This is a genomic window from Candidatus Nitrosocosmicus franklandus, from assembly GCF_900696045.1.
Lineage (GTDB): Archaea > Thermoproteota > Nitrososphaeria > Nitrososphaerales > Nitrososphaeraceae > Nitrosocosmicus > Nitrosocosmicus franklandus_A.
The window spans coordinates 110,663-135,156 of the sequence record NZ_LR216287.1 but is presented as its reverse complement, the minus strand read 5'-3'; the positions used below and the strand labels follow the sequence as shown (position 1 = coordinate 135,156).

Below are 24,494 nucleotides of genomic sequence, written 5' to 3'. Positions count from 1 at the left end.
ACATACAATTTTTGGAAAATTGACTTATTTTTGATGACTTGGACAAGATACCAGGTATTTTGCTAATAACATTAGAACAAGCCATTGTATCATCATATGCAAATGGGTTTATCTCTCCAATTTGGTCCTTTAAGACATTGAGAATGAAACTTGTTCCGACCAATACATTATCCCGATAAGATATTCGCTCTAAAATTTTGAATTAAACTTTCTTGATATGCTAAAATGAAAGTTGAAAATTGGGTGACTTTTAAAATCCGCCTTTTTTCTGCTTTTTTGATTTGCCAACCTTTTTTTTCTATTATACCAGTCGGTGGTCGTCACCCCTATCTACAACTTCCAGATTTTCCAGACGTGTATTGGTTTTGAGATAAGCCATTGGAATGTCAAGCAAAGGGATTTGGTGGTTTTTTTGCTTGACAACAAATGCTTTTCGCTTATTAGATGCACTATTAGGTGCACCTAACACTTATATAAACAATCCCTTTATTCTCAGCAAATAAAATGACTAACTTACTATCTCTGAATACGGTAAAGACAATAATTTCCCATGAACCCAAAAAACCTTAATAAATTTAAATATATACGAACCCTATATCATCTTTCGATGGCAAAATGTCCTCACTGCAAGGAGAGTATTAATCTTAGTCAGCTAATCACAGAAGAATTCGAAGATGGTGACTTGTTATTTAAATTTCTAGGCTTGAGTTGTCCTCGATGCGAAGTTCTTTTAAAGATACAAAAAATTGATTAGGGTATCTATCTGAGTTTTAGTCTACAATAAATGCTCATAATAAAGATTGAATGAAATTCAATCTATTTATTTTGTTGAGGCTATTTTTGCAAATGACATATTTGTGTCTAGGTAATAGAGATTAAATTACAAAAGCCAATTTTGTTAGTGGTTTGCTCTTCTTTTCTTTTCTTTTCTTTTCTTTTCTTTTCTTTTCAGATCCTTCTTCTTCTTCTTTTTTCATACCTTCCTTTCTTTCTACATTCCAAAAAAAAAACAACTAATAAATGAATCAAGTTCTAATTTAGGATAGATTAGAAAGTTGTCAGCAGGTAACAAATATTTTTTTGTTCTAGATATTGTTGGATTAGATGTTTCACACCTAAGTTCTCAAACAAATTTGTGTCCTAACATTTCAAATTTAATTGGAAATGATGATGGTGATTTTGGATATATGAAGCCAGTCTTTCCATCAGTAACATGCACAGTCCAATCAAGTATCACTACGGGTAAATATCCTCAAGAGCATGGAATAATTTCAAACGGAATGTTTGACAGAGAAAACCTCCAGACCCTATTTTGGGAGCAGTCTACCAATCTTGTGCAGTCACAAAAAGCATGGGATATCATAAAAGAAAAAAATAATCAGTTAAAGACTGCCATGTTATTTTGGCAAAACTCGCTATACACAAATAATGACATTGTTATTTCTCCACGCCCAATTCACCTAGAGACAGGTAAGATGGATCTATGGTGTTACTCAAGGCCTGTTAACTACTATGAAAAAATTATGGACAAGATTGGGGAGTTTAATTTAATGGATTATTGGGGTCCGTTTGCCTCAATAAAGTCCTCAGAGTGGATTACCAAATCCGTTCAGTATACCATTGATAATGAAAGGCCAAACCTGTTATACGCTTACTTCCCCCAGCTTGATTACTCTGCACAAAAACACGGTAAATCTAGCACTCAGGTAAAAGAGGATTTACAAAAGATAGACAACTATATAGGCTCTATCGTTGAAAGCACCAAAAAAGCAGGAATTTTTGATCAAACACAATTTCTTTTGCTGTCAGAGTACGGCTTTAACGATGTATCTGACGCTGTGCCAATCAACAGAATCCTCAGAGACAAGGGTTTACTAAAGGTTAGAACTATCAAGAATAAAGAATACATTGATTTTGAATTTAGCGAAGCCTTTGCTATGGTCGACCATCAGATAGCCCATATTTACCTCAATAAGAATGGAAAATCAAAAATCAGCTCAATCAAAAAAACCCTAGAAGAGATTTCAGGTATAGAAAAGGTATGTGACGAAAACGAAAAAGTAAATCTAAAAATAAATCATAGTAGAAGCGGTGACCTGATTGCAATTTCAGACAAAGATAAATGGTTTAGTTATTACTGGTGGTATGATGACAGAGGGGCAGAAATAACAACAACAACAACAACCGAACCACCAACTTCAAACACAGACTCTCTTACTGAAAATAGATCGGCAAATCCTCAAATTTATAAAGCTCCGACCTTTACCAAAACAGTGGACATTCACAGAAAGCCCGGATACGATCCACTTGATCTCTTTATCGACCCTCAACGAAAATGCATTTCAACAAACGTAAAGCTCATCAAAGGTTCTCATGGACGACCATATAATCTTGAAACTGGAGAAGGACTAGCAGCTTTTGCTAGTAATAAAAAAATCGACAGTAACATTACTTTAGAAAAGTACAATGGCCTTCCTATAATTAGCTGTTTAGATGTATTCAGGCTGGTTACAAATAATAATTTTATATAAAAGATCCAATAAATAAATAAACAATACCTTTATTTTTAAAATGGCTTTTTCTTATTCAATAACATTATCATCCTTTTTAAGGCTAAAAGAGGATGTCGATGAAACACTTTCAAATCTAAGTCAGATTGGTTTCCAAAATTTAGAAATGTTTGGAGAACCTGACGAAGTCAACAAAAAATTCTATAAAGATATTTTTTCTACATTTAATTTTCGCATTATAGGTCTGACGGGTATGTGGGGCAAATCTAGTACTAATGGTTGGAAAAGAAGATTGTTAAGTAACGATCAAAGCATGGTAAAATATACAAGAGATTATGTTTTAAAATGTATTGATCTTTGCAGATACTTGGGAGGAACCCAAATCAACATTTGCCTATTATCCGATCCGATAAATTATCTTGATGTTACACACAGTAATGTAGCCAAAGATGAAAAGACCAGATTACTTTATAATAGTATACCAATTTTAAATGAGCTATCGTCGATTGCAAAGGACAATGACGTGCAATTAGTTTTAGAACCGCTTAATCGTTACTCAACTCCCTACTGCTGCAACTATGATGACACTTTGATTCTGCTTAAAAACTGTCCACACCTGAAGCTTATGTTAGACACATTTCACATGAACATAGAAGAAGACTCTTTCAGAAAGACCATATTACGAGCTAATAATGATGTCGGTCAAAGGCTTGTTCATATGCACTTTGCCGATAACAACAGAAAAATGCCCGGCCAGGGCCATATTGATTTTAAGAGTATAGTACAATCGCTAAAAGAAATTTCTTACTTGGGTTATATCAGTTTTGAACCAACAATTTCAGATTCTGACTATCAAACTCATATAAAATCAGGATTAGAATTTATAAAAAATCTAGAAACTTTTAATTAATTATGCGATTTTTTGTAAAAAATTTTAAAGAGTTGGAGTAATTATTCCTGCCTCACCAAGATTTATTAACAAAGACCAAAGATTAATTCCAAGATATAGAAAATGAGTGAAGCCTATGTATTGTTGAATGTAAATTATAAAAAACAAAGTAGTATTATAGATGAGGTTAAACAATTATCCACGGTAAGAGAAGTCAAATCAGTTTATGGTATTTATGATCTACTGGTAATATTTGAATCAGATGATTTACAAAAAATCAAGAGCGAAATAGATGAAAAGCTTGGAAAGATAGATGGTATAGAGAACCTTACAACTTTGATTTCAGTTGGTTAGGACGAATGGAAAGCAGTAATAACAGTACTACAAATAGTAATACAAGTGCAATTTTTGTTTGGAGAAGGTAAGATCGTAATTGAGTGTTGAACAATACGAAATTGTAGTAGTAGGAGCCGGTCCCGCTGGTCTATCAGCTGGCATATTTGTTGCAAGACAAAGAGCCAAATGTATGCTGATTACAAAGGATTTGGGAGGACAATTAAACCTGATCCCTAAATTGGAAAATTATCCTGGAACGATAATGTCTAGCGGACCTTTGCTTGCTAAAACACTAGAGAATCAATATTTGACCTTTGGTGGTGAAATGACCTATGACACAGTACAAAAGGTAGAAGAAATCGAAGGCACTACCGATTTAAGGATAAAAACCGTTAGGGCCGAATACCTTACTAAGGCTCTAGTGTTGGCTCCAGGTAAGGTTCCAAATAATTTGGGGGTGGAAAATGAAGTTCAGTATCAAAACAAAGGAGTCCACTATTGTACAAAGTGCGACGCACCTTTCTATCAGGGAAGGGTAACGGCAACAGTAGGTGTGGGAGGCTACCTGCTTGAGTCAGGAATTTTACTCTCAAGAATGGCCTCCAAAGTGTACCTAATTTATAGAGGAGGTCAGCTTGGAGGTGACAAAGAAATGATTGAATCACTCAAAAGAAAAAACAATGTGGAGCTTGTACCCAATAGCTCAGTTACATCAGTAAAGGGTTCTAACGCATTACAGCAAATTCAAATTAAAGATAGTACGGGTTCAAGTAAAACTTTGGATGTGGATGGATTGTTTATTGAAATGGGATCAAAAATAAACCTAGACTTTGTCAAACACTTGATAAAGATAAACACTAAGGGCGAAATTGAAGTTACCGATGGTGGTAAGACTACACATCCTGCTATATTTGCAGCCGGTGATGCAACTAACATTCCATATAAGCAGATCGTTGCTGCATGTGGTGATGGTGCTGCTGCTGGCTTGTCTGCATTCAATTATGTCGAAAAATTAAAGGGAAAACCAGGTATTCGTTCAGACTGGAAGAAAACAATAGGAGACACCGTATTCCACTACTAACAACACTTTAGCAAGAAAATGTACAAAATACGACGACAAATAAGGAAAGATATTGACGATCAAACAATCTTAAATTCATGTTTATAATTCTAACAAAAAAATCATTATCTTTTAGATTTATAAATATTGTATTTTTGTAAATTTGACTTGTAGAATTTCCGAAGAGACTCTTTGTTTTTGTCAGCTTCATCAAATACGATAAAGACGGTGAACCTTAAAAAATCCTGGATATCTTTTGAATCTACTGCCTTTGACTCAAATAAATCCTCAACTATTGCTTCTAATTTCTTTATTTCAGCCTCGCTTAATTTGATTCCTACATTCCAATTATCAGTCATGTGAGATCTAGACAGTATATTACGCATGCGCTAAAATAAATCCTTGTTATTTTGGTTATTAATAACTAACACAAAATCGACTCTTTGCTAATTCAGTAGTAAAACCAAATTATCTCCTACTATTACTAGTATTACTATTGCTACTCCTTGTGTTACTAATACTACTAAAAAGACCGATTACAATATTATTAGTTTACTCCAAGAGTCTTAAATTGTGACAACAATTCTGTTCATCTTTGCTTTATCGAAAATCAAGTAACAGAAAAGAAGAACGGGGAGAAGGGGCAGAAGAAGGGGGAGAATAGGGAATGGATTAAGATGGACTATCTATTGCCTCTCATTATATTGCAAAGAAAAACAAGAAGATTAATTAGGTGAAATTTTAGATAAAATTCCCCTATAATCAAGTTATCACACCGTCATGGGGTGATTTCTTCGATAGGATTAGATTGGATGAATAAAGAAGCTCTTTTGGTTAGCAATTTTTTACTGCAACATTATTCAAATTTATTATAAATTATGAAGCGGAAGATCAATTAGTCTATGACCAGTACTAAAACCTTTTCTACAAAAAACGCAGGTATTCTTCTAGTAGTAGCAATATTTTCGATGGCGATTTCTATGGGATTAAGTCCAGTAACCTCCTCAGTTATGGCTCAAAGTGAAAATGTTGACTGCAGCGCTGAAGTGGATAATGACTCTAAGGATACTGAAATGAACAATGATACTACATCATGTGCTAATGAAGATGAAGATGAAGATGAAGGAAATAACTCAAGCAGTAGCAGTAGCAGTAGCACAAATGCCCAACCACAAAATATAGTCAACACTTCTCCAGCAACGGCAGATCCAAAGGACAACATCATAAAACCAATCAATCTAAACAAGGGCTTTGATAATGACAAACCATTGAAAACCAACAAGAGTAATCAACAAGATGATAAAACTGATTCAGTCAAAGTTATTCAAGATGAATTCAAGTTCAACAACCAAAAATTGCAAAACAAAGCATCTAACGTTGCAGAACTATACGAATCATTTGATTTGCCCTATACAGCCTTGTACAAAAATCCATAAACTCTAATTTTTTGTTGATAATATTTTAAGTAACAATTTTTAATTTTATTTACAGCAATAATAAACTTTAATCCTCGATTTACAATTATCATAACTTTAATTCTTCTAGCTTTGCAAAGGCTTTTGAATTCGAAAATAATACAATAAAAAATGCTATAATTGTGTAGTATTGATTTGTAACAATTAGTTAGTAACTAACTATAGTACTAATTTCAAGAGCGCTCTAGAGAAAAAGGAGGAAGAAGAGGAAGAAGAAGTGGAAGAAGAAGTGGAAGAGAAAGGAAAAAACTTTGATTTATTATTGAACTGTATGAATCAAATCGGTCAAGTTTCTCTTTGGTTTTGGCATTAACATCTTTTTTGGATATCCGATGCAGAGAATTGAAGATGGCTGTAAATCTGTTCCTATTACACTTTTGACCATATCCTCATTTATCATTCCTATCCAAATCGAGCTTAATCCCAAAGCATGAGCGGCAAGTTGAGCGTACCCCGCTGCCAAGGTGGCATCCTGTATTGAAAACTTGTGCAATATCTCAAAGCTAAATTTCAGTTTAATTCTATCAGGATTCATACAAAACACAAGTACTAGTGGAGCCTGCACGTATGGTTGGTTATTTGCAGCTTTGACAAGATCTTGTTTTTTTTGCTCATTGACAACATGGTAAATTTCAAATCCCTGAAAACCACCGGCAGTAGGAGCGGTGTCAGCTGCAGCAAATATTATATCAATTTTCCAACTTTCTATTTCCTTATCTTCGAATTTTCTCTGGGATCTTCGGTTGAGCATGACGTTGAATATATTACTATTTAGAATTTCATCGATCTCTGATTTTTCTTGTGGGATGACCTCTTTTGGATAAACCTTTGGAAGTATGTCAGAAGGAAACATACTTTCCAAAATCTTGTTGTCTTCCAATGTTTATTATTATGAGGGTTCTAATAGAAAAGGATTCTAATTGACAAGCTGATTTTTTTTGTTTTTTCTGCAACGACTATTGTTACATAGTTGTTATTTCGGTACACTATTTCAGTGGTTGGTACTACTACTACTACTGCTACCCATACCACTATCTCGCTTACTTTGTCTTTTGCCAGGACGAGATGATTGTGCAGTAAATGTACTTCCAAGTTTCCTAAATATCTAGAAATTAGGAATCCTGACGAAAACTTATTTTTCTGCAAGAAAAAAAGTGGTCGATCTGTCTTAAAATACAACATAGTAGTGAATCAATAATCTTTTTTACCTTGGAATAAAACCTCTGTATTTTTCTTGATTCCTGTCTTTAATGTACAAGATAATCCCTATAATCATAGTAACAATTCCGGCTATAAACAATATTACTCCAGCGATAAGACCTGCAAAGACGGTAAATTCAATTTGTCCAGATTCATTTAAAAACGGCAAATTACCAAAGAAGATGTACATAGTGGCATCATCGTTGTTGTCCATATTAGTTACAGAAAACCGATAAATCCCTGTTACCTCAGGTGTTATTGTAGAAAAATAAGTTTTTTGAAAAGTAGAATTAGAAACAACTTTGCCGTCGGGGTCAATTACCAGTTGCTTGAGAACAATCTGGTCACTATTGACTGCGTCAATAGTTATTGTCAGCAGTTTTGAAGGAGAATCTATCGTGACACTAGAATTGTATGATTCTTGAGGTGCGAGAGTGATTTGATTAGTCGAAATGCTTTGATTATTTTGTACAAACATCTCGCTAAAGGACGTTCCCCATGCAAAGAAGACAATTATAGCTATCAAGAAGAGAATTCCACTTGCGATTAATACTTTGATTCCCCGTGGCATTGTATCAATAATGTATCTTTAACCCTCAAATATAATTTGTCGCCATACCTCTCTCTCTCTCTCTCTCTCTCTCTCTCTGCTACTAAAAGAAGAAATTTTGCCATATTCATTATAATTTATTTATAAAAATATGAACTCTGATTGCTTACTTGCTTGCCTTCCGTTTGATTTGGTGTGCGTATATTTGTATTTTATTTTGCAAGTATGCATGCCTACATGTATCTCAAGATCTGGCTATGACAAGAAGGATAACAAACTTTTGCTATCTTGTAATTTTTTGTAGACGGGATGCTATTTGTTAATAGCTCATTTTAGACCAAGTATTTTCTTATTTGGATAGTATAGTCTAAATTTTACTACAAGATTTTATAACCTCTTGTTAGAAACGGTATTTTGATTTAGTGACACATGATCATGATATATATACTTTCATAGATAAGAACTATAAATAGTCCTTCCAAACCCTTCTGAAGACTATGGTGGAAATTGGGTAGGAGATTCCATAGTTAACCCGCCTACCCTCTTTCCACTGTGCAACATGATAAATTTCATTAAATGAATTTGTGATCTCATTAGTTGGTAAATTCACAGAACCTTATTCCACAGCCTGCTAATTTTTTTTCCAGATTTTTCAATAAATACCGACGAGTTGATTGCCCTCCCAGCCACAATTATTGAACCTCATAAATTTTGTCTAGACAACAGCCTACAGTATGAAATAGACAACAGCATCCTAAAGTATTCAAAAACCGCCTCTTTATCGAACTGCCAAAACTATATTAATTTAAAAAGCTATGAATTAAAAGAGGATTGATTTCTAATTATCATGTCAATAATAATAACAATAGTGATTTCTACAAGAGCAATGTCGTACTCTAATCTAATTGATGATGACGACTACAACAATTGTTGTTTGATTAAACCGTTCTCAATAACTAATTCTCAAATGCATTATTATATTCTGAATCCAAAAACATCTAGAGACTCTGGTGATTATCATGGTGAAAGAAGGCTTAAACTATAAAGAAATTTATGAATTTATCCTTGGAATAGACAAGAAAATAAGATTTGTAGGAATCATAAATGATTTGGGTAGACTGGTCTATGGTGGAATGCGACCTGGAATTATGTCCCTAGAAAGTGAAACCGAGTCCATTAAAATGTATATGGAATTTGCACTTATATCTAAATTACATACAGATTTTGATCCCAAACTAGGAGAGGTACTTTACTCAATGACTGTAAGAAAAAAAGTAAAAATGCTATCTTTTCCTATCACTGACCATATAATCAGGTTATCTCTTGAAAAAGACGCCGATCATGAAAAAATAATCAAAAACGTTCTTAGTTTTTTGAAACCTTTGGATCCAGATAGATATGATGATATCTAGTCCTTCACAGATGTCATATCCGAGGTAGAAGATGAAGTCGAAGTAGAGTCAGTCAAAGATTGTTTCATTCTATCTTCATAAGTTTGAATAATGACCTTGATCGCCTTTATCTCTTGCAAACATTGGTCTCGGAATTCTTCATAAATGCTCTTTTCGTTGGTCAGATTATCTAACCAAAGCTTTACTCCATCATAATAAGAAACAAAATCCTCCAGCTCTTTAGAAAAATTATTCTTGTTATCTGGGTTATCCATGCCAGAGAAATAGTCGAGTACGGTTAAGTGAAAATAAAGCCTGCTCAATCTCAAATCTGCAAAAAACCTCCTATAGCTAACGATCCTGTCTTCTTTAGACTTGGACAACATTTCAGAGACGTCAGGCAGAGGGCCAATACCCTTGTTCATATGGACCTTTAAATATTACAAAAAATTAAGTCTTGTTATCTAGCAGCCATCAATTTCACTTTTGTCTTTTTATTTGATTTGGGACTTGATTGACTACTCTATTATTACTACTACTGGTGGTGGCGGTGGTGGTAGCCGTAGATACAATACGGATTCATCTATCTTGTATGGTTTTGGATCCTCATGGATTTGGTTATGTGCAGAATCATATACCCTAAGAACCCACCAGCAACCGACATGGCCGCTATAATAACATAATTCTCAAAAAAGATTTCCTGATAAACCTTTACTACCAAATTTTGGTATATGAGATATCCGTACAACTCTTCATTATAAACATAAGTATTCAGTGGAAAACAAAGTGAATATGAAAGTAATCCAAATGTCGTGGCAAGAGCAAGATATTTGAAATTAGACGATGATGGTATGTGAGAGAAAATAACATTCATTATTTTTTTATTGTCTGGATTTGGTGACGGTTGTTGTTGTTGTTGTTGTTGTTGAAACTGTGAACTCTTATTATCTAATAATTTATTTTTGAATCTGAGATGGTGTCTTCTGCTACTACTGCTACTGCTTCTCGCCATGACCGCATACAAAAGGACAAACGGGATGAGGTTTAGTAAGTAATAACCCGAATATTCAGCCAGAAATGAGTTTGATGAAATCTGTGTTATTAAAGTTACAATAACATAAAAGATTCCTACTAGCGGTACCATTATTTTTAAATCAGGATAGTTCAAAAGAATTTTGACCAGATATGCCGAGAATAAAATAGGAAAACCTAGTCCGTAAACAAATAATGCCAAAAGAGATGGTGGATTGAAATTGTAAAATTCCGTCTCAGAAAATGGAAGTGAGAAAAAGTACAAAATTCCAGACATGATCAGTAAAAGGATTGAAAGATTAAGAAACAGTTGAAGCTTGTATAATTTTGGTCCCCCATTTATAATACTGTTGGGAATCAGTTTACCATAATTCTTTTGCATTTGATTCTTTAATATGGTTTTTTCACCTTTCTTCATTAAATGGCCCTCATCATTCTCCTCCTCCTTCTCCTCCTGAACTTCTTTTTGTTCATCATCCCCAACAAGCTCATGACCACGACTATCAAATTCTTTTATTTCATGAGCTTTAGTAGTAGTAGTAATAGCAGCTGAAGCAGCAGAATTGTGATTTGCTTTGCTAAGATCGTCATGTAAATTTTGGCTTTTGACTCTTAATTCATTCAAACGAAAATTGGTAATTCGTAAATTTCCAAGTGCTACCAACAACCATCCGCTAAGCAGAGTAAGATGGGGAGGACTTAGAAGGCCGTCTAATCCAAATTTTGAATGCCATGAAAAATCAAATGGTCCTGCGGCAAGTACCAGTACAATGCCGCTCAAAATAATATAGTTATTATTCCTTATCTTTTTTTCTGCATGAAAATTCCTTCTCAAATTCATAAAAAAGATGCATACTACAATTAGAATTCCTGAATAAACAAGCGAATGAGGATAAGAAAAAAAACTTTCAGGTATATTGAGAATATGGTATGTTATATCCCAGCTTCCGCCTGAAAAAGAAAGAACTAGTCCAAATACCATTAAAAGATTCTGATATGTGTAAATAAAGTCTCTGACAGTACTTGATTTAGTTTGGTTTGAACTAATGCCCGATAGTGCCGTTGATCCTTTTTTCACCTTACAATACTACCTCCTATTCCTTTTCCTTCTCCTTCTTCTCCCACTTCCTCAGACTCGGTAAGCATGATAATTTATTCACCACTCTTGCTAGGTTTAATTACAATAATATAATTACACCAAGCAACAATATATAGTATTTTTGTCTGCTTTCTGCATTAAGAAGAGGAGATCTTTTTTTCCAGTGTGGCTATTACGTTTTGTAAGCCTAGATCTGCGATGTAGTTACCTAACCTGGGTCCCTTTTCTGAATTAATCAAAATCCTATAAAACAACCTAAAGACTTCTTTTGGCTGCAGATTACTACTCCTTGCATTGTTAAAGATAATAGATTGGATCTCTTGTGCTAGCTGGTCGTTGTTGCTATCATTATTGCTGTTTTCCTCTGGTGGAGTTTTAAGTGTTTTATTATAAAGGTTTTCGAATTCTATTTTTATTTTTTCAAGCAAGGTTTTTTGTTCAGATGTCAGCAGATTTGTATCATTGGAGCTTGCCTTTTCACTAATCTGGCCTTGTTGATAATTAATAACGTTATTACTACTAATAGTACTACCTATACTATTGGATTCACTCGGGTCGATATCAGATAAATCACGCGCCCATCTTATCGCTAGATTGATTTTTTTCTGCAATAATTCATTGGAATAATCCTCATTTTTTACTAGTCCATACTTTTTCAGCCTTTCGAATATCTGGTTTACTATATTGGACTCTATGGTTTGATTCTTAAATAACTCTGCTTGTTGGATCAAGATCCTGTAAGGAATGTGTAATGATGGATATACTTTTGGTGGGTTTAGGTGGTTTATATATTCATAAATTCCGTTTATCTTAATTCGTTTACTATCATTTGGTTCCTTTACTTTTCCAAAATAAATGTCTTCGTATAGATCATACTCATCCATTAATTGAGGAATGTCATCTATGCCAACATGTCTTGTACCTGAAATTCTCTTAAAAAGTAATAATAGTAGAGATTGTGGTGTTCCATATTGAAGCCACATCTGCGGTGTCAAAACATTTCCAGCCGATTTACTTATTTTTTTTCCTCCCTTGTCTAGGAACATTTCATATTTGGCATGAAGTGGATGATGGAAGTTTAGAATTTCTTCAGAAACCCAATCATTGATTTTAACCGAATCCATAATATCTTTTCCAAATGCTTCAAATCTTATGTCAAAAGCTTGCCATCTAGCTGCAAATTCTACTTTCCACGCAAGTTTTCCGTTTCCTAAATCTATTTTTGATTGACCATTGTGACCACATCCTTTAATTGGTTTCTTACCTATTGTGTTACCACTACAAGTATATGTCACGACTCTCTCTTCAGGTATGTATTCTATAGAATTTGCAACATATAGCCTGTTACATTGTTCACAGATAGGAAAGTAAGGCAAAAATTGTGTATATTTCTGTTGACCAGTTGATTCTGAAATCTTATCTCCTATCAACTTGCTTTTAGATAGAATGGTATGAGTTTGATCTGCTAAGAGTCCTTCTTTGTATGTTTTTGTTCCACTCTTGAAAATATATTTTATGTTTGAGGCGTCTAAACCTTCTAACAAAAGGCCGCTCATGTGATCACCATACGAATCATGGCAATCTCCAAATGGATCAGGGATAGAAGAGACTGGTTTACAAATGTACTCATTTAGCCAGGCGGGCATACCATGAGGTACTTTTCGGAGTCCATCCAGATCATCCGAAAATGCAATCAATTCCGAGTTAAACCCTAGATTCTGTAGGGCTAACGAAATTCCATAAGCTCGTACTGCGTCACCCATACTTCCAATATGAGGAATTCCCGAAGCACCTAGTCCACTTTCAACCCTTATCAGGCTAGTAGACCTTCCTAGTTTCTTTTCTCTCTCAATAATTGTATTTGCAATCTTATCTATCCAAGTCCCTTTACCGATAATATTTTCAACGGTCTTGCTCATCTGTACTTTCTATAGTCTTTTAGATACGTAAGGACCATTATTAGTATATCCAAATTTGCGGTAATAATCTCTGGTGCCTACAGCGCTAATAACCGAAAGAAATTTTAAGTTGTACTCTTCTTTACATATTTTTTCAGCTTCAGAAAGTAACGCTTTTCCAAGACCCTTATGTTGATAGAGATAAGAGGACAAAGATGAGTTGCTAGTGTTGAATAAAGTTTTATTATTGTTGGTAAAACCATGGTCACTACTGCTATCACTATCATTGCCTCTACCAACAACAACACCACCACCACTACCACCAACAAAAGATTGTTTCAGATTAGCAGTTTTCAATAGGCCTTGGGAAGAGGAAGATGAAGATGAAGATGAAGAGGTAAATTCAGTATCATACGATCTTGCTATTTTTGCAACTTGGCCATAAACATGAAGCTCCCTTACAATAGCAGAAGTAATCAAGGTTTCATTTTCTCTACTAAAATCAATGCGACCAAAGTCTTGTTTTTCTTCTCCCACTGCCAACAAACCACCAACTTTAGATTGTGATCTAAAAGACTCGGGCTGCAATTCGGCCCTTAACGGAGATGACATTAATCGAAGCCTTAGAAAACCTAAAAGCAAATTCTTGTTTTTAACCTCAAAAGATAAAAATACCTCCTTACCCCCTGATGCATTGTAATCTATCCTTGATAATTCAATATCTTTATCCGTTATCTTTACGTTTTCATTTACAAGACCAATTTCTCTACACCTTATACATTTACACTTTATTTTTTCTCTTTCCAGCTTATTTAATACAAGCTGTCTAATATTACCCATTTTAGGTCCAGCTACTATGTCTGTGGGCTCGACTTCTCTTTGAATTCGCATAATTCTTACCCATGGTGGTATTATTTTTTTTATTTCAACCAATAAATTAACTAGATCCTCAGTAGAGTAGCTTTCATACCTATTTTTCTTGTATAGTTCATATAACCCTGTATTTGGTATTACCAAGGTTGGATAAATCTTAAGCATATCGGGTCTTAAACGAGTATCTTCGAATAGCATTTTTACATCCGATATATCCTGGCTCATGCTTGATCCAGGAAGGCCGGGCATCATATGTGCTCCAATCTTATAACCTGAATTACGTGATATAAAAAAGGCCTCGTATACATCATTTAGGGTATGACCTCGATTGACCTTTTTGTATACAATCTCGTTTAGGACCTGAATTCCCAACTCTATACGAGTCGTGCCAAGGTCGAGCATCAGATCTACATGATCTTTCTTACAATAATCAGGTTTTGTTTCAACAGTAAGTCCTACACATCTTATACTAGATGTTTCATTTTTTTCCTTTGCCTTTTCTAGTTCCCTAAATAATCTGGCCTGATGGTTTGTTGAAAAAGTGGAGGGAGTGGAAGTAGCGGAAGAGGAGGAGTACGAAGAAATAGTAGTAGTATCATCACCATATGTTTGGCTTTTATTTGCTACGTCAATTGATTTGCTCTTGTGTGTTCCTATAAAATGATCATTATAGTTGTCGTAGTTGTTATCGAAGGAATTTAATGCATCATAACACCTTTTTGTGAAATCGATTTGATATTCTAAAGGATAGAAAGGAAATGTTCCTCCAACTATGACTAATTCAACTTTGCTCACCTCATGACCTCTATCCATAAGCTGAATTATTTTTGTTCGCACCTGTTCATAGGCATCATACTTTACGTGTTGTGCAACTTTGGTAGCAGGTTCCGTTCCAATGTAACTTAAAGGAGTATTGTACTCTATTCCTCCAGGACAGTAGATACATTTTCCATGCGGACAATCATAAGGCATTGGCATGACTGTAACCACTGCAACTCCAGATTGAGTTTTTACAGGTTTTATTCTAAGCAGATTTTTATATCTGCTATCATTAGGCAAAAATCTCAAAATTTCTGTATATTTGGGTATACTTGGAAGCTTATAATAGGAAGACTTTGATTTAATAATTTTATCTATTTCCTTAATTGACAATAAATTTGAATTTTCGTTATAGGTGAGTATTGTGTTTGCAATATCTTTACAAATTAATTCATATTCTTTTTTAAGTTTGTATTCAGAATTTAAAACTTTCAACCACACAAAACCTCACAAACAGTAATACTATAACCCTCATTCAATAATGTAATATGACTAAAATATCTCTTCCGATGTTATTTTGTCGAACTTACGATGATATTAGGCAACTCTTTATCAACTCGATAATATGACCGCCTCTGTTTTGACCACAAGTAGTCTAAAAAAAGAATTAAATCTGTAAATAGCTAAAATTCTGGCTTGCCTCTCTACTATCGCATTGACTGTCTTATTCTTAACTTTTTCCTTATCTCTTCTTACTCTCTCCCTCTCTCCCTCTCTCTCTCGCTCCCCCTTCCTTCCGTCCTTCATTGATTCGTACATTCTTTGCTTATGTATACGAAATTTATTGACACCTCATTAGTAGCCAAGGATACGGTTTTCTCTTTTTATAAAGGAAATTTCGTTAGTTAATTTCAAACGGGCAAAAACACGAATTTAAACTACAGTACAAACCAATTTAGTCTCTGAAACGAAATCAACAACCTATCACAACTTTGTTAAGGTTTCTTGTGACATTTCTTCGGTTTTTACGAATATTTCACCAGTCCCATTTCTTTTGACTTTTCCTATGATTTTCCCTTTGGTTCTTTTACGTTTCAACTCTTTAATTACATCACTTGCCATACTTTTAGATACTATTAAACAGAATCCAATTCCCATATTGAAGGTCCTATACATCTCTTTAAAGGTAACGTTTCCATCAGATTTTATTTGTTTGAAAATTCCGCTAATTGGAGGCATTTGATCTAATATATAATCAACATGTGGGTTTAGTCTTTTTAATTTCGTATATCCTCCTCCTGTTATGTGTGCTAAACCATGAATGTCGTTGCCAAACAAATCAAGTAAATAAAGAACTATTTGAGTGTAAATTTCAGTTGGTTTTAACAACTCGTTCCCTAATGTGGTATTAAGAAATTCAGGTCTATCATCAAGGTTATGTTTGTCTAATAGTATCTTTCTTGCTAGTGTGTAACCATTTGAATGAAGGCCAGAACTTTCTAATCCAATAATAATGTCTCCGGGTTTTATCTTATTTCCTACCACTAGTCTTAATCTTTTTTTATCTTTTACTAATCCAAGTACCATACCCGCTAAATCAAAATTATATCCATTGTTCTTACTGTCGCCAGTTATAATTTCAGGCAAGATGGCTGTTTCGCCTCCTACTATAGCCATTTTGGAAATTTTTGCTCCTTTAACCAACCCTTTGGTAATTTCTTTTAACAAATAGTCATTAGTTTTTTGCAAAGCCACATATGATAAAAAGCCGACTGGAGTTGCGCCAACGCATATTGTATCGTTGACATTCATTGCAATACAGTCAATCCCTACAGTATCAAATTTTTCCATTTGTTGTGCTACCAATATCTTGGATCCAACACCATCAGTATGCAAGGTCATAAAATTATCACCTAACTGTATTACACCTGCGTAATGTCCAAATCCGGAAATGACTTTACCTATAGCAGGTAATTTATGGGTACTAGCAATACTCTTACCTATCAATGCTTGAATTGATTTGATTTGTTTTACATCTATTCCAACATCACTATATTTCATATTTTTCAAGAGCTTTATAGAAATAGAATTTTTTATCAGATTTATAAATTAAAACCTTAATTGATTGATTATCTATTCATATTTTCTTGCTTTTTCAGAAAACTTACTATAATATTTCTTGTTGCCAAATAAAAAAATAAAAAATGATGGTCTACTCTAAGATCGTTTCAAATAGCTTTTGATTCTATGTTAGGTTTTTGAGGCTTTCTTAAAACCAGATTGACATATTCACACCCCATAGGGCCACAATACCTTCCAACATACACCGCTTTGGGCCTATAAAGGGCCGGCTTTGGTGCTGCTTCAGCGAATTTTTCTTCTATTATGTGAGCGTTCCATCCTGCTATTCTTGAGATAGCAAAGATGGTGGTGTTTAGATCCATTGGAATGCCTAAACTATAGTATAATGATGCGCTATAAAGGTCCACATTTGGATATATGTGGATTTTTTTTGTCTTGTACATTAATTTTTTTGTAACTTGCTCAATTTTTTCAGTCATCTCATACCATTTCGTGTTGTTTTCTTTTGATATAGCTCTAGACAGTGTAGCCAGGACTTCTGAACGTGGATCTGTTGTTCGATAGACAGCATGACCCATCCCCATTATTCTTTTTCCTTCCTTTATCCTCTGGGTTACCCAACTTTCAACATTGGAAATATCACCGATTTCAAGTAACATCTTCATTACTTGGATATTGGCGCCTCCATGAAGTTCACCAGATAAGGCACCTATAGCTCCTCCAACAGAAGCGTAAATACTTGCACGAGTAGAGGCAATCTCTCTGGCTGCAAAAGTTGAAGCATTAAAACTATGTTCGGCGTGCAAAATGAGGCTTATATCAAATATTTTTGAGACATCGTACTTGGGTTGTTTACCCTTTAACATGTACAAGAAATTATGTGCATGCGAACGATTTGGCAAAGGCTCGATTGGTTCTTCCTTATTTCTTATTCTATCCCATCCTGCAACTATCGTTGGAATTTTTGCTATAAGCGATATGGCCCTAGCCAAGTTTGCTGCTTTACTTTCGTCTGTCCTATCAGCATCATAATCGGCCAGCTCTAGAACTGATGATTGCAATACATCCATTGGATCTGCGGTAGTTGGCCTATTTTTCATGTTCTTGAATATTGAATCAGGAATTCTTCTCTGTGAAGCCAACTTTGCGCTAAATTCCTCTAGCTGGTCTTGGAGAGGAAGATCACCATATAGCAAAAGATATGATGTTTCTTCGAATGTGGAATGATTTACAAGATCAAGGATGTCGTAGCCTCTGTAAATTAATTTTCCATTCTCACCATCGATGGAAGATATTTTAGTATCTGCTACTTCGATATTCCTCAAACCAATATTACGTGTGTCCAATGACCCTACATCTAATATGGTTTCTATATATTAAAATATTGTATCCATTATTCTTTATGATTCATAATTTATGTTCTATTACCATAATAATTTTTTAAATAGTAACAAATTTAATGTAATATTCCTAAACTTCATCAACCTTAATGGATTATTCAAGAGTACAAGAAGCAATTGTTAATTTCATAAAGAGTGAAATAGAAACTAGAAAATCAAAAGGTGCAGTGATAGGAATCTCTGGAGGTATTGACTCAGCCGTTTTGGCATATCTAGCAGTAGAGGCTTTAGATAAAACAAATGTTTTGGGGATTCTCTTACCAGATGATGATATTACTCCTGCAAACGATATAGCAGATGGTATGCAGGTGTGTAATCAATTAGGCATCGAGTCTAAAATTATAAGCATAAATCCGGTCAAAAAAGCATTTTTGGATGTCTTAGAGAAGGAAACCAAAAATAGGCTTGTTCAAGGAAATTTAGTCGCTAGAATTAGAATGTGTATTTTGTACTATTATGCCGCTTTAAGCGGACGACTAGTAGTCGGGTCGTCAAACAAGACAGAACTAGTACTTGGATATTTTACAAAATATGGGGATGGTGCTGCTGATTTATTGCCTCTAGGCGACCTGTACAAGTCACAGATTATTGAGCTAGGTAAATATCTAAAGATCCCGGATTCTATTTTACAAAAAAAAAGTAGTGCAAGGTTGTGGGCTGACCAGATAACAGAAGAGGAGTTAGGTCTACCATTTAGTCAACTGGATTTAATCATTGACAAGATAATACTTGGTACTCAAAAAGGATTAAGAGAACAACAGGATAAGGTAATACCATCAGGAACAAAAGCATCATCATCATCATCATCGTCATTAACAGCAGAAGCAACAAAAAACGGGTCAGATTTTCTGAAAGAATCTGTAGCAGCAGTCAGAGGTATTGAAACAGAGTCCATTAAAAGAGTCCAAGACCTAGTTATCACAAATGAACACAAATTATCATTGCCCCCTGTTTGTAACTTGTCGTCTATAACAAAAAAATAACTTGACAAGGAAGGAAACTCACTCCTATTTCAACAACCATATCACTTTTAAATAGGAAATCGATTTTTCTTCTATTATGGTCCATGGGAAAGATATACGACTTCATCGAATTCTTAAGAATGGAAAAATGCTTTGTATTCCCCTAGATCATGGGATTAGCAGTGGACCAATAGAAGGAATAAAAAATATTAATGGTCTTATAGAGCAAACCCAGGATTCTGGATTAACCTGTTTTTTAATTAACAAGGGTATCATAAAGGCACTTCACTTTCCACCAAAAATCGGCATTATAGCTCATATGTCGGCAGCAACATCGCTTGGGCCCGACCCAAACAACAAGATACTGATGGGATCTGTAAGAGAAGCTATCAGGTTGGGCGCTGATGGTGTATCATTGCACATTAACATAGGCTCTAAAGAAGAACCCAATATGTTGTACAAACTTGGGCTGGTTGCAGATGAGTGTAACGAATGGAACATTCCATTAATAGCAATGATGTATCCAAGGGGTGAGAATATAAAGAATCCACATGAGCGTTCAGTTGTGGCTCATGCTGCCAGGATTGGCGCCGAAGCCGGCGCTGACATTGTAAAAACAGTATATACAGGAGACATTGATTCCTTTAAAGAGGTAGTAAAAAGTTGTCCAGTTCCCATTGTTATTGCTGGTGGCCCAAAGACCAATTCAGATGCAGAAATTTTGGAAATGTGTAGTGATGCAATGAAAGCAGGGGCAATTGGTGTAACATTTGGAAGAAATGTATTTCAACACAAGAGGCCCAATGAAATAATAAAAGCATTACACTCTATCATATTTGAGAAGGATTCCAATGATCAACAGTCAAAGAAGTCTAGAAGAAAAAGCAAAAGATGAGAACTCTCATAATCATCATCATCATCATCAGATAGATAAGAAAAATAAAAAGAAAAAGATAATACTTAAACCAAAAGAATATCGCAACACCGATTTATCAATAAAACCAGAAAAAATAGGTAAAGATGAGCTCGCTAAAATTGTAGACCTAGTTAACAAGGTCAAAGACCAGGTAGATCTTGTGTATATTGACCCTTCTGAGGTCGAATCTATTGATAAAAAGGAGGAGAAAGGATTAGCATTTAAAAACAAAATTATCTTTAGTTCTAAAAATGCAGATTATGTACTAGTTATTGAAGGTGCTGAAAACTTGTCAGGTGCTGAAACCCCCACTGCTCTTTCCTCATCCTCAGAATCAGTTGTCGCAGACGATTCCACACATTTAAACTCAAAATACGGGGTCTACAAAAAAGTAAAAAGTAACGAAGACATTAATCAAATCAAGGATTATCTAATTTCAAATAAACTAGACTTTGTAATTATAGATTTGGATGATTGGAGAATTATTCCTCTTGAAAACATCATAGCTTCTCTTCAGAGTACAGATATCGAAATTTTCGCAGTAGCTAAATCGATAGATGAAGTGGAAACCCTGTTTACAATACTGGAGCTTGGAGTTGATGGTGTGGTAATATCTGTCCAAGACGCAGATGAAATTGACAGGGTAAGCAAAATCATTAATAAATCAAGATTTGAAATCAAACCTGCAGTGATAGAAGAAATCATAGATGTTGGCATGGGAGAAAGAGTTTGTATCGATACTGTTTCTATGTTAACACAGGGAGAAGGTATGCTTGTAGGTAATAAATCAAATTTTCTGTTTCTTGTTCACAATGAATCTATTGGCTCATCATTTACCTCGCCCAGGCCTTTTAGAGTCAATGCAGGAGCTGTTCACTGTTACACTATTATTCCTGGAGGTACTACCAATTACCTATCAGAATTAGAAGCTGGAAGCCAGGTTTACATCGTCAACGACAAAGGGATTGCAAGAGTGGTTGGGGTTGGAAGAGCAAAAATTGAATCAAGACCATTGAGATTATTTAAGGCCAAAATCAATGACAATGAGTTTGGAAGTATAATAGTTCAGAATGCAGAAACTATAAGATTTTTGCAGAAAGATGGGGATATCCTTCCAGTTACCCATGCAAAGAAAGGGGATTCCGTATTGGTTTACTCAAAGCCTCCAACTGGAAGGCACTTTGGAATGGAGGTTTCAAATGAGTACATTCTTGAAAAGTAAACAACAAGTTGTTAATTTTTTTTATCAATCAGTTGATATTTTTAGAGTATTGGGATTATGGGCTCTACTCTAAAGAATAATTTGTGCTACTTAGGCCTGAATCTATTTATGATAAAATATTGCTGGGAAATTGTAATAGACTATTGAAAAACATTCCAGCTAATACAATTCAATTGACCGTCACATCACCCCCGTACGGGAACGCAATTGACTATGATTTGCACACGACCAAGAAAAATTCAGAATACTATAGGGGTGTTACCAAAGTTACGTTAGAAGAATATCTTGACAATATGGAGTCAGTGTTTAACGACCAAGTTTTCAGGGTAACCAAGGAGGGTGGATATTGTTGCATAGTTATCGCTAATGAAGTTGTAAATGGAACATTAATTCCGTTACCACATTTGCTATTATCAAGATTAGTCAAACCTCTTGGAAATTGGAGTTTACATGAAGAAATAATATGGCACAAGGTTACCGGAGGTACAAACAGATATGGGTCATTTGTCATAAATCCGTATCCAAAATACTACCGTGCTAATATAATGCATGAATTTATACTCGTCCTTCGAAAGGGTGATGTGAAAAGTGGTCGCAACCAGAGGCGAGAAATTCTACCAGCGACACATGAAGAATGGACAAAAGAAATAGCCAATTCAGTTTGGCATATTGCCCCTGTTCCGCCAGGATATATTAATCATCCATGCCCATTTCCAGAAGAAATACCTTACCGTTTGATGAAGATTTATTCTTATAATGGTGACATTGTGCTTGATCCATTTAATGGCAGCGGTCAGACTACAAAAGTAGCTTATAATTTGGATAGACACTTTGTTGGAATAGAGATAAAGCAAGAGTATGTGGATTTAGCAAAATTCCGGATCAAAAGCGAAAAGTTACACATAAGGCCAGAAGCATTGGTTGCAAACTGGAAAAAAATTACATCACATGTAGTCTAGGTTAGTTTATTTTAGTCTAGTATAGTTCGGACTAGTCTTCTCGTCCAAAAGTCAAAGTTTACAAACTCCTTTGTAATATTTTCCTATTACAACTGGGCTTGCTTGTTTGCTTACGGCCCTAATAATTTTGTAAACCGGTTTCCCTTTTGTTGTATGAATGGTTTATATCTTTTGTTCGCACACTATTACTCCCTAAGGCACATGACGTCTGGGGGAGATATGCTTTTTATTGACCATTTGAAAGAGCTCAGAAATCGATTCCTTAGAATTGTGGTTATTACCATCGCTATCATGGTAGTCTGTACCGTATTTGGAATTCATTTGGTGAATGTAAATAATTATTCCTTTTATTTTCTTGTTCCCACCGTCTACAATAATATTGCCAGCCAAGTTACCCAATTTTTGAGCGAAAGCCTGTTACCTCCCCAAGTAGAACTTATTCAGACGGCGCCAGGTCAGGCTCTTTTTGCCCAAATTTATGTAGCCATTTTAATTTCAATCACTTGCGCCGTGCCGCTAATTGTGAGAGAAATTTTGGCATTTGTAAGCCCTGCAATTTCAATAACGAGCAAACGAAAGGCCGTACTGACTATAATAATGCCAACGGTCACCCTATTTTTTGCAGGTATATTGTTTTCTTTTTATGTAGCCGTACCAATGGCACTGGATTTTTTGTATCAGTATGGACAATCAATTGGCGTCCTGACATTTTTGAATATTTCAGATTTTATAAATTTCATACTGTATTTCTTTATCGCCTTTGGAATTTCATTTCAACTCCCGCTTGTAATGTACTTTCTTTCACTTAGTGGTATTGTAGGTTACAAGTTCTGGATAAAGAATTTTAAATTTGCATTGCTCATCATGATCATCTTTGGTGCAATCCTAACACCTGATGGGAGTGGATTAACAATGTGGTTTATCTCTTTACCTCTGCTTGCTTTGTATTCATTAGGTATCTTAATTACAAGGCTTCGAAACCCCACACTAGATTGAAAATGATCATTAGGATTTATTTGAGGTATGGGTGAGGGTGAGGGTGAGGCGATGGTGAAAGGAACCGAAATCCAGAACCTAGAGCATCTACAAACCTGCTATACACAAAAAAATTATAATTACGAATAACATTTCTAACTTATTGTCAAAGGTTAGAAAAATTTGTGTCTCTATTCCTATGATTGACGACCAAAACAAGGAGACCAATGAATTAGAATTACCATTATATGAAATAGAAAAGGCAATTCAGAAGGGTGCCGATTTGATTGAATGCAGATTTGATTTTGTAAAGAATTTTGGGAAAATTGATAATTACTTGAACCTTTTGTCAAAATACAAGAATCAAAGTGTGTATACACTAAGACCTGAAAACGAAGGTGGAAAATTCGGTAAAGATGAGCATCACCGAATCGCTCTTTTGCGAAAATTAATGGACGCAAAACCCCTTTTTGTTGATGTTGAGTATAATCTTGTTTCAAATAACGATAAAGTAGCCGATATGGTTGAAAATAGCGATGTTCGAACCTTGATCTCGTGGCATGATTTTGCAAAAACTCCTTCCTTAGAAGAGTTGATTAGGTTAGTTACCGAAATGAGTGTTTATAGCCCATACATAAAAATTGTTACTACTGCCAAAACCATTGATGACTCAATTACGATGCTCAAATTATATCAATGTATTAATACGAATATAAATTTGATTGCCTTTTCAATGGGTGAACTAGGCATTATTAGTAGGATTTTGTGTTCAGTAACTGGTAATGCTCCATTCACTTATGCATCATTGGGTGCCGCAGTTGCTCCTGGCCAATTATCAATAGATCAAATGATAATTTTTAAGGAATTATTTGATTCTAAACTTATGTAAATTTTGACTGGACAGGA

General features: G+C 34.9%; 24 protein-coding genes. 12 read left to right on the top strand and 12 right to left on the bottom strand.

The window, feature by feature from the left end:
* Positions 1–301: 301 nt before the first annotated feature.
* Positions 302–469 (bottom strand): hypothetical protein, encoded by a 168-nt coding sequence (locus NFRAN_RS13445; RefSeq protein WP_172602001.1) that lies wholly within the window; start codon positions 467–469, stop codon positions 302–304.
* Positions 470–1,055: 586 nt separating this feature from the next.
* On the opposite strand from NFRAN_RS13445, the gene NFRAN_RS00615 reads away from it, so the two are divergent.
* The 4 genes from NFRAN_RS00615 to NFRAN_RS00600 all read left to right on the top strand — a co-directional run bounded on the left by NFRAN_RS00615 (position 1,056) and on the right by NFRAN_RS00600 (position 4,816).
* Positions 1,056–2,531: a nucleotide pyrophosphatase/phosphodiesterase family protein gene (locus NFRAN_RS00615; RefSeq protein WP_134482602.1), complete on the top strand. Its 1,476-nt coding sequence runs from the start codon at positions 1,056–1,058 to the stop codon at positions 2,529–2,531.
* Positions 2,532–2,571: 40 nt separating this feature from the next.
* Positions 2,572–3,420: a sugar phosphate isomerase/epimerase family protein gene (locus tag NFRAN_RS00610; RefSeq protein WP_134482601.1), complete on the top strand. Its 849-nt coding sequence runs from the start codon at positions 2,572–2,574 to the stop codon at positions 3,418–3,420.
* A 102-nt stretch (positions 3,421–3,522) separates the two neighbouring features.
* Positions 3,523–3,753 carry an Lrp/AsnC ligand binding domain-containing protein gene (locus NFRAN_RS00605; protein ID WP_134482600.1) on the top strand — a complete coding sequence of 77 codons (231 nt, stop codon included), beginning with the start codon at positions 3,523–3,525 and terminating at the stop codon, positions 3,751–3,753.
* A gap of 79 nt (positions 3,754–3,832) precedes the next feature.
* On the top strand, positions 3,833–4,816 hold the full coding sequence (locus tag NFRAN_RS00600; RefSeq protein ID WP_134482599.1) for an NAD(P)/FAD-dependent oxidoreductase: 984 nt from the start codon (positions 3,833–3,835) through the stop codon (positions 4,814–4,816).
* A gap of 104 nt (positions 4,817–4,920) precedes the next feature.
* Here NFRAN_RS00600 and NFRAN_RS00595 read toward each other — a convergent pair whose 3' ends face one another.
* Positions 4,921–5,181 carry a hypothetical protein gene (locus NFRAN_RS00595; RefSeq protein WP_134482598.1) on the bottom strand — a complete coding sequence of 87 codons (261 nt, stop codon included), beginning with the start codon at positions 5,179–5,181 and terminating at the stop codon, positions 4,921–4,923.
* A 516-nt stretch (positions 5,182–5,697) separates the two neighbouring features.
* Here NFRAN_RS00595 and NFRAN_RS00590 point away from each other — a divergent pair.
* A complete protein-coding gene (locus NFRAN_RS00590; protein WP_134482597.1) occupies positions 5,698–6,231 on the top strand; it encodes a hypothetical protein in 534 nt (177 codons plus the stop codon).
* A 298-nt stretch (positions 6,232–6,529) separates the two neighbouring features.
* On the opposite strand, the gene NFRAN_RS00585 is transcribed toward NFRAN_RS00590, so the two are convergent.
* Genes NFRAN_RS00585 through NFRAN_RS00575 form a run of 3 tightly spaced genes read right to left on the bottom strand, consistent with a single transcriptional unit; the run spans position 6,530 to position 8,041 of the window.
* Complete coding sequence (locus tag NFRAN_RS00585; protein ID WP_134485535.1) at positions 6,530–7,123, bottom strand: nitroreductase family protein; 594 nt, start codon at positions 7,121–7,123, stop codon at positions 6,530–6,532.
* A 47-nt stretch (positions 7,124–7,170) separates the two neighbouring features.
* Entirely contained in the window at positions 7,171–7,416 is a 246-nt protein-coding gene (locus NFRAN_RS00580) for a hypothetical protein (RefSeq protein ID WP_145987974.1), read from the bottom strand.
* Positions 7,417–7,474: 58 nt separating this feature from the next.
* Positions 7,475–8,041: a hypothetical protein gene (locus tag NFRAN_RS00575; RefSeq protein ID WP_134482595.1), complete on the bottom strand. Its 567-nt coding sequence runs from the start codon at positions 8,039–8,041 to the stop codon at positions 7,475–7,477.
* A gap of 998 nt (positions 8,042–9,039) precedes the next feature.
* Between NFRAN_RS00575 and NFRAN_RS00570 the strand changes: the two genes are divergently transcribed.
* Positions 9,040–9,432 (top strand): DUF6659 family protein, encoded by a 393-nt coding sequence (locus NFRAN_RS00570; RefSeq protein WP_134482594.1) that lies wholly within the window; start codon positions 9,040–9,042, stop codon positions 9,430–9,432.
* Here NFRAN_RS00570 and NFRAN_RS00565 read toward each other — a convergent pair.
* The 7 genes from NFRAN_RS00565 to NFRAN_RS00535 form a co-directional block, all read right to left on the bottom strand.
* Complete coding sequence (locus NFRAN_RS00565; protein WP_134482593.1) at positions 9,429–9,836, bottom strand: hypothetical protein; 408 nt, start codon at positions 9,834–9,836, stop codon at positions 9,429–9,431. The two genes, NFRAN_RS00570 and NFRAN_RS00565, sit on opposite strands and share 4 nt — an antisense overlap.
* A 158-nt stretch (positions 9,837–9,994) precedes the next feature.
* Complete coding sequence (locus NFRAN_RS00560; protein WP_134482592.1) at positions 9,995–11,521, bottom strand: hypothetical protein; 1,527 nt, start codon at positions 11,519–11,521, stop codon at positions 9,995–9,997.
* 158 nt (positions 11,522–11,679) lie between these two features.
* Positions 11,680–13,461: a lysine--tRNA ligase gene (lysS, locus tag NFRAN_RS00555; protein WP_134482591.1), complete on the bottom strand. Its 1,782-nt coding sequence runs from the start codon at positions 13,459–13,461 to the stop codon at positions 11,680–11,682.
* 9 nt (positions 13,462–13,470) lie between these two features.
* Positions 13,471–15,567 carry a tRNA uridine(34) 5-carboxymethylaminomethyl modification radical SAM/GNAT enzyme Elp3 gene (locus NFRAN_RS14190; protein WP_172602000.1) on the bottom strand — a complete coding sequence of 699 codons (2,097 nt, stop codon included), beginning with the start codon at positions 15,565–15,567 and terminating at the stop codon, positions 13,471–13,473.
* 117 nt (positions 15,568–15,684) lie between these two features.
* Positions 15,685–15,879 (bottom strand): hypothetical protein, encoded by a 195-nt coding sequence (locus NFRAN_RS00545; RefSeq protein ID WP_134482589.1) that lies wholly within the window; start codon positions 15,877–15,879, stop codon positions 15,685–15,687.
* 177 nt (positions 15,880–16,056) lie between these two features.
* Positions 16,057–17,133: a phosphoribosylformylglycinamidine cyclo-ligase gene (gene purM / locus NFRAN_RS00540; RefSeq protein ID WP_134482588.1), complete on the bottom strand. Its 1,077-nt coding sequence runs from the start codon at positions 17,131–17,133 to the stop codon at positions 16,057–16,059.
* 167 nt (positions 17,134–17,300) lie between these two features.
* On the bottom strand, positions 17,301–18,500 hold the full coding sequence (locus NFRAN_RS00535; RefSeq protein ID WP_134482587.1) for a citrate/2-methylcitrate synthase: 1,200 nt from the start codon (positions 18,498–18,500) through the stop codon (positions 17,301–17,303).
* A gap of 143 nt (positions 18,501–18,643) precedes the next feature.
* Between NFRAN_RS00535 and NFRAN_RS00530 the strand changes: the two genes are divergently transcribed.
* The 6 genes from NFRAN_RS00530 to aroD all read left to right on the top strand — a co-directional run bounded on the left by NFRAN_RS00530 (position 18,644) and on the right by aroD (position 24,477).
* Positions 18,644–19,537, top strand: coding sequence for an NAD+ synthase (locus NFRAN_RS00530; protein WP_134482586.1), 894 nt, complete (start codon positions 18,644–18,646; stop codon positions 19,535–19,537).
* Between the two features lie 76 nt (positions 19,538–19,613).
* Positions 19,614–20,411: a 2-amino-3,7-dideoxy-D-threo-hept-6-ulosonate synthase gene (locus NFRAN_RS00525; RefSeq protein ID WP_134482585.1), complete on the top strand. Its 798-nt coding sequence runs from the start codon at positions 19,614–19,616 to the stop codon at positions 20,409–20,411.
* Positions 20,368–21,654 carry a 3-dehydroquinate synthase II gene (locus tag NFRAN_RS00520; protein WP_134482584.1) on the top strand — a complete coding sequence of 429 codons (1,287 nt, stop codon included), beginning with the start codon at positions 20,368–20,370 and terminating at the stop codon, positions 21,652–21,654. Before NFRAN_RS00525 ends, NFRAN_RS00520 begins: the two co-directional genes overlap by 44 nt.
* A gap of 143 nt (positions 21,655–21,797) precedes the next feature.
* Positions 21,798–22,613 carry a DNA-methyltransferase gene (locus NFRAN_RS00515; protein ID WP_172601999.1) on the top strand — a complete coding sequence of 272 codons (816 nt, stop codon included), beginning with the start codon at positions 21,798–21,800 and terminating at the stop codon, positions 22,611–22,613.
* Positions 22,614–22,766: 153 nt separating this feature from the next.
* The gene (tatC, locus tag NFRAN_RS00510; RefSeq protein WP_134482582.1) at positions 22,767–23,609 is read left to right on the top strand and encodes a twin-arginine translocase subunit TatC; all 843 of its coding nucleotides are present in this window, start codon (positions 22,767–22,769) and stop codon (positions 23,607–23,609) included.
* A 142-nt stretch (positions 23,610–23,751) separates the two neighbouring features.
* On the top strand, positions 23,752–24,477 hold the full coding sequence (aroD, locus tag NFRAN_RS00505) for a type I 3-dehydroquinate dehydratase (protein WP_134482581.1): 726 nt from the start codon (positions 23,752–23,754) through the stop codon (positions 24,475–24,477).
* The last annotated feature ends 17 nt before the right edge of the window (positions 24,478–24,494 follow it).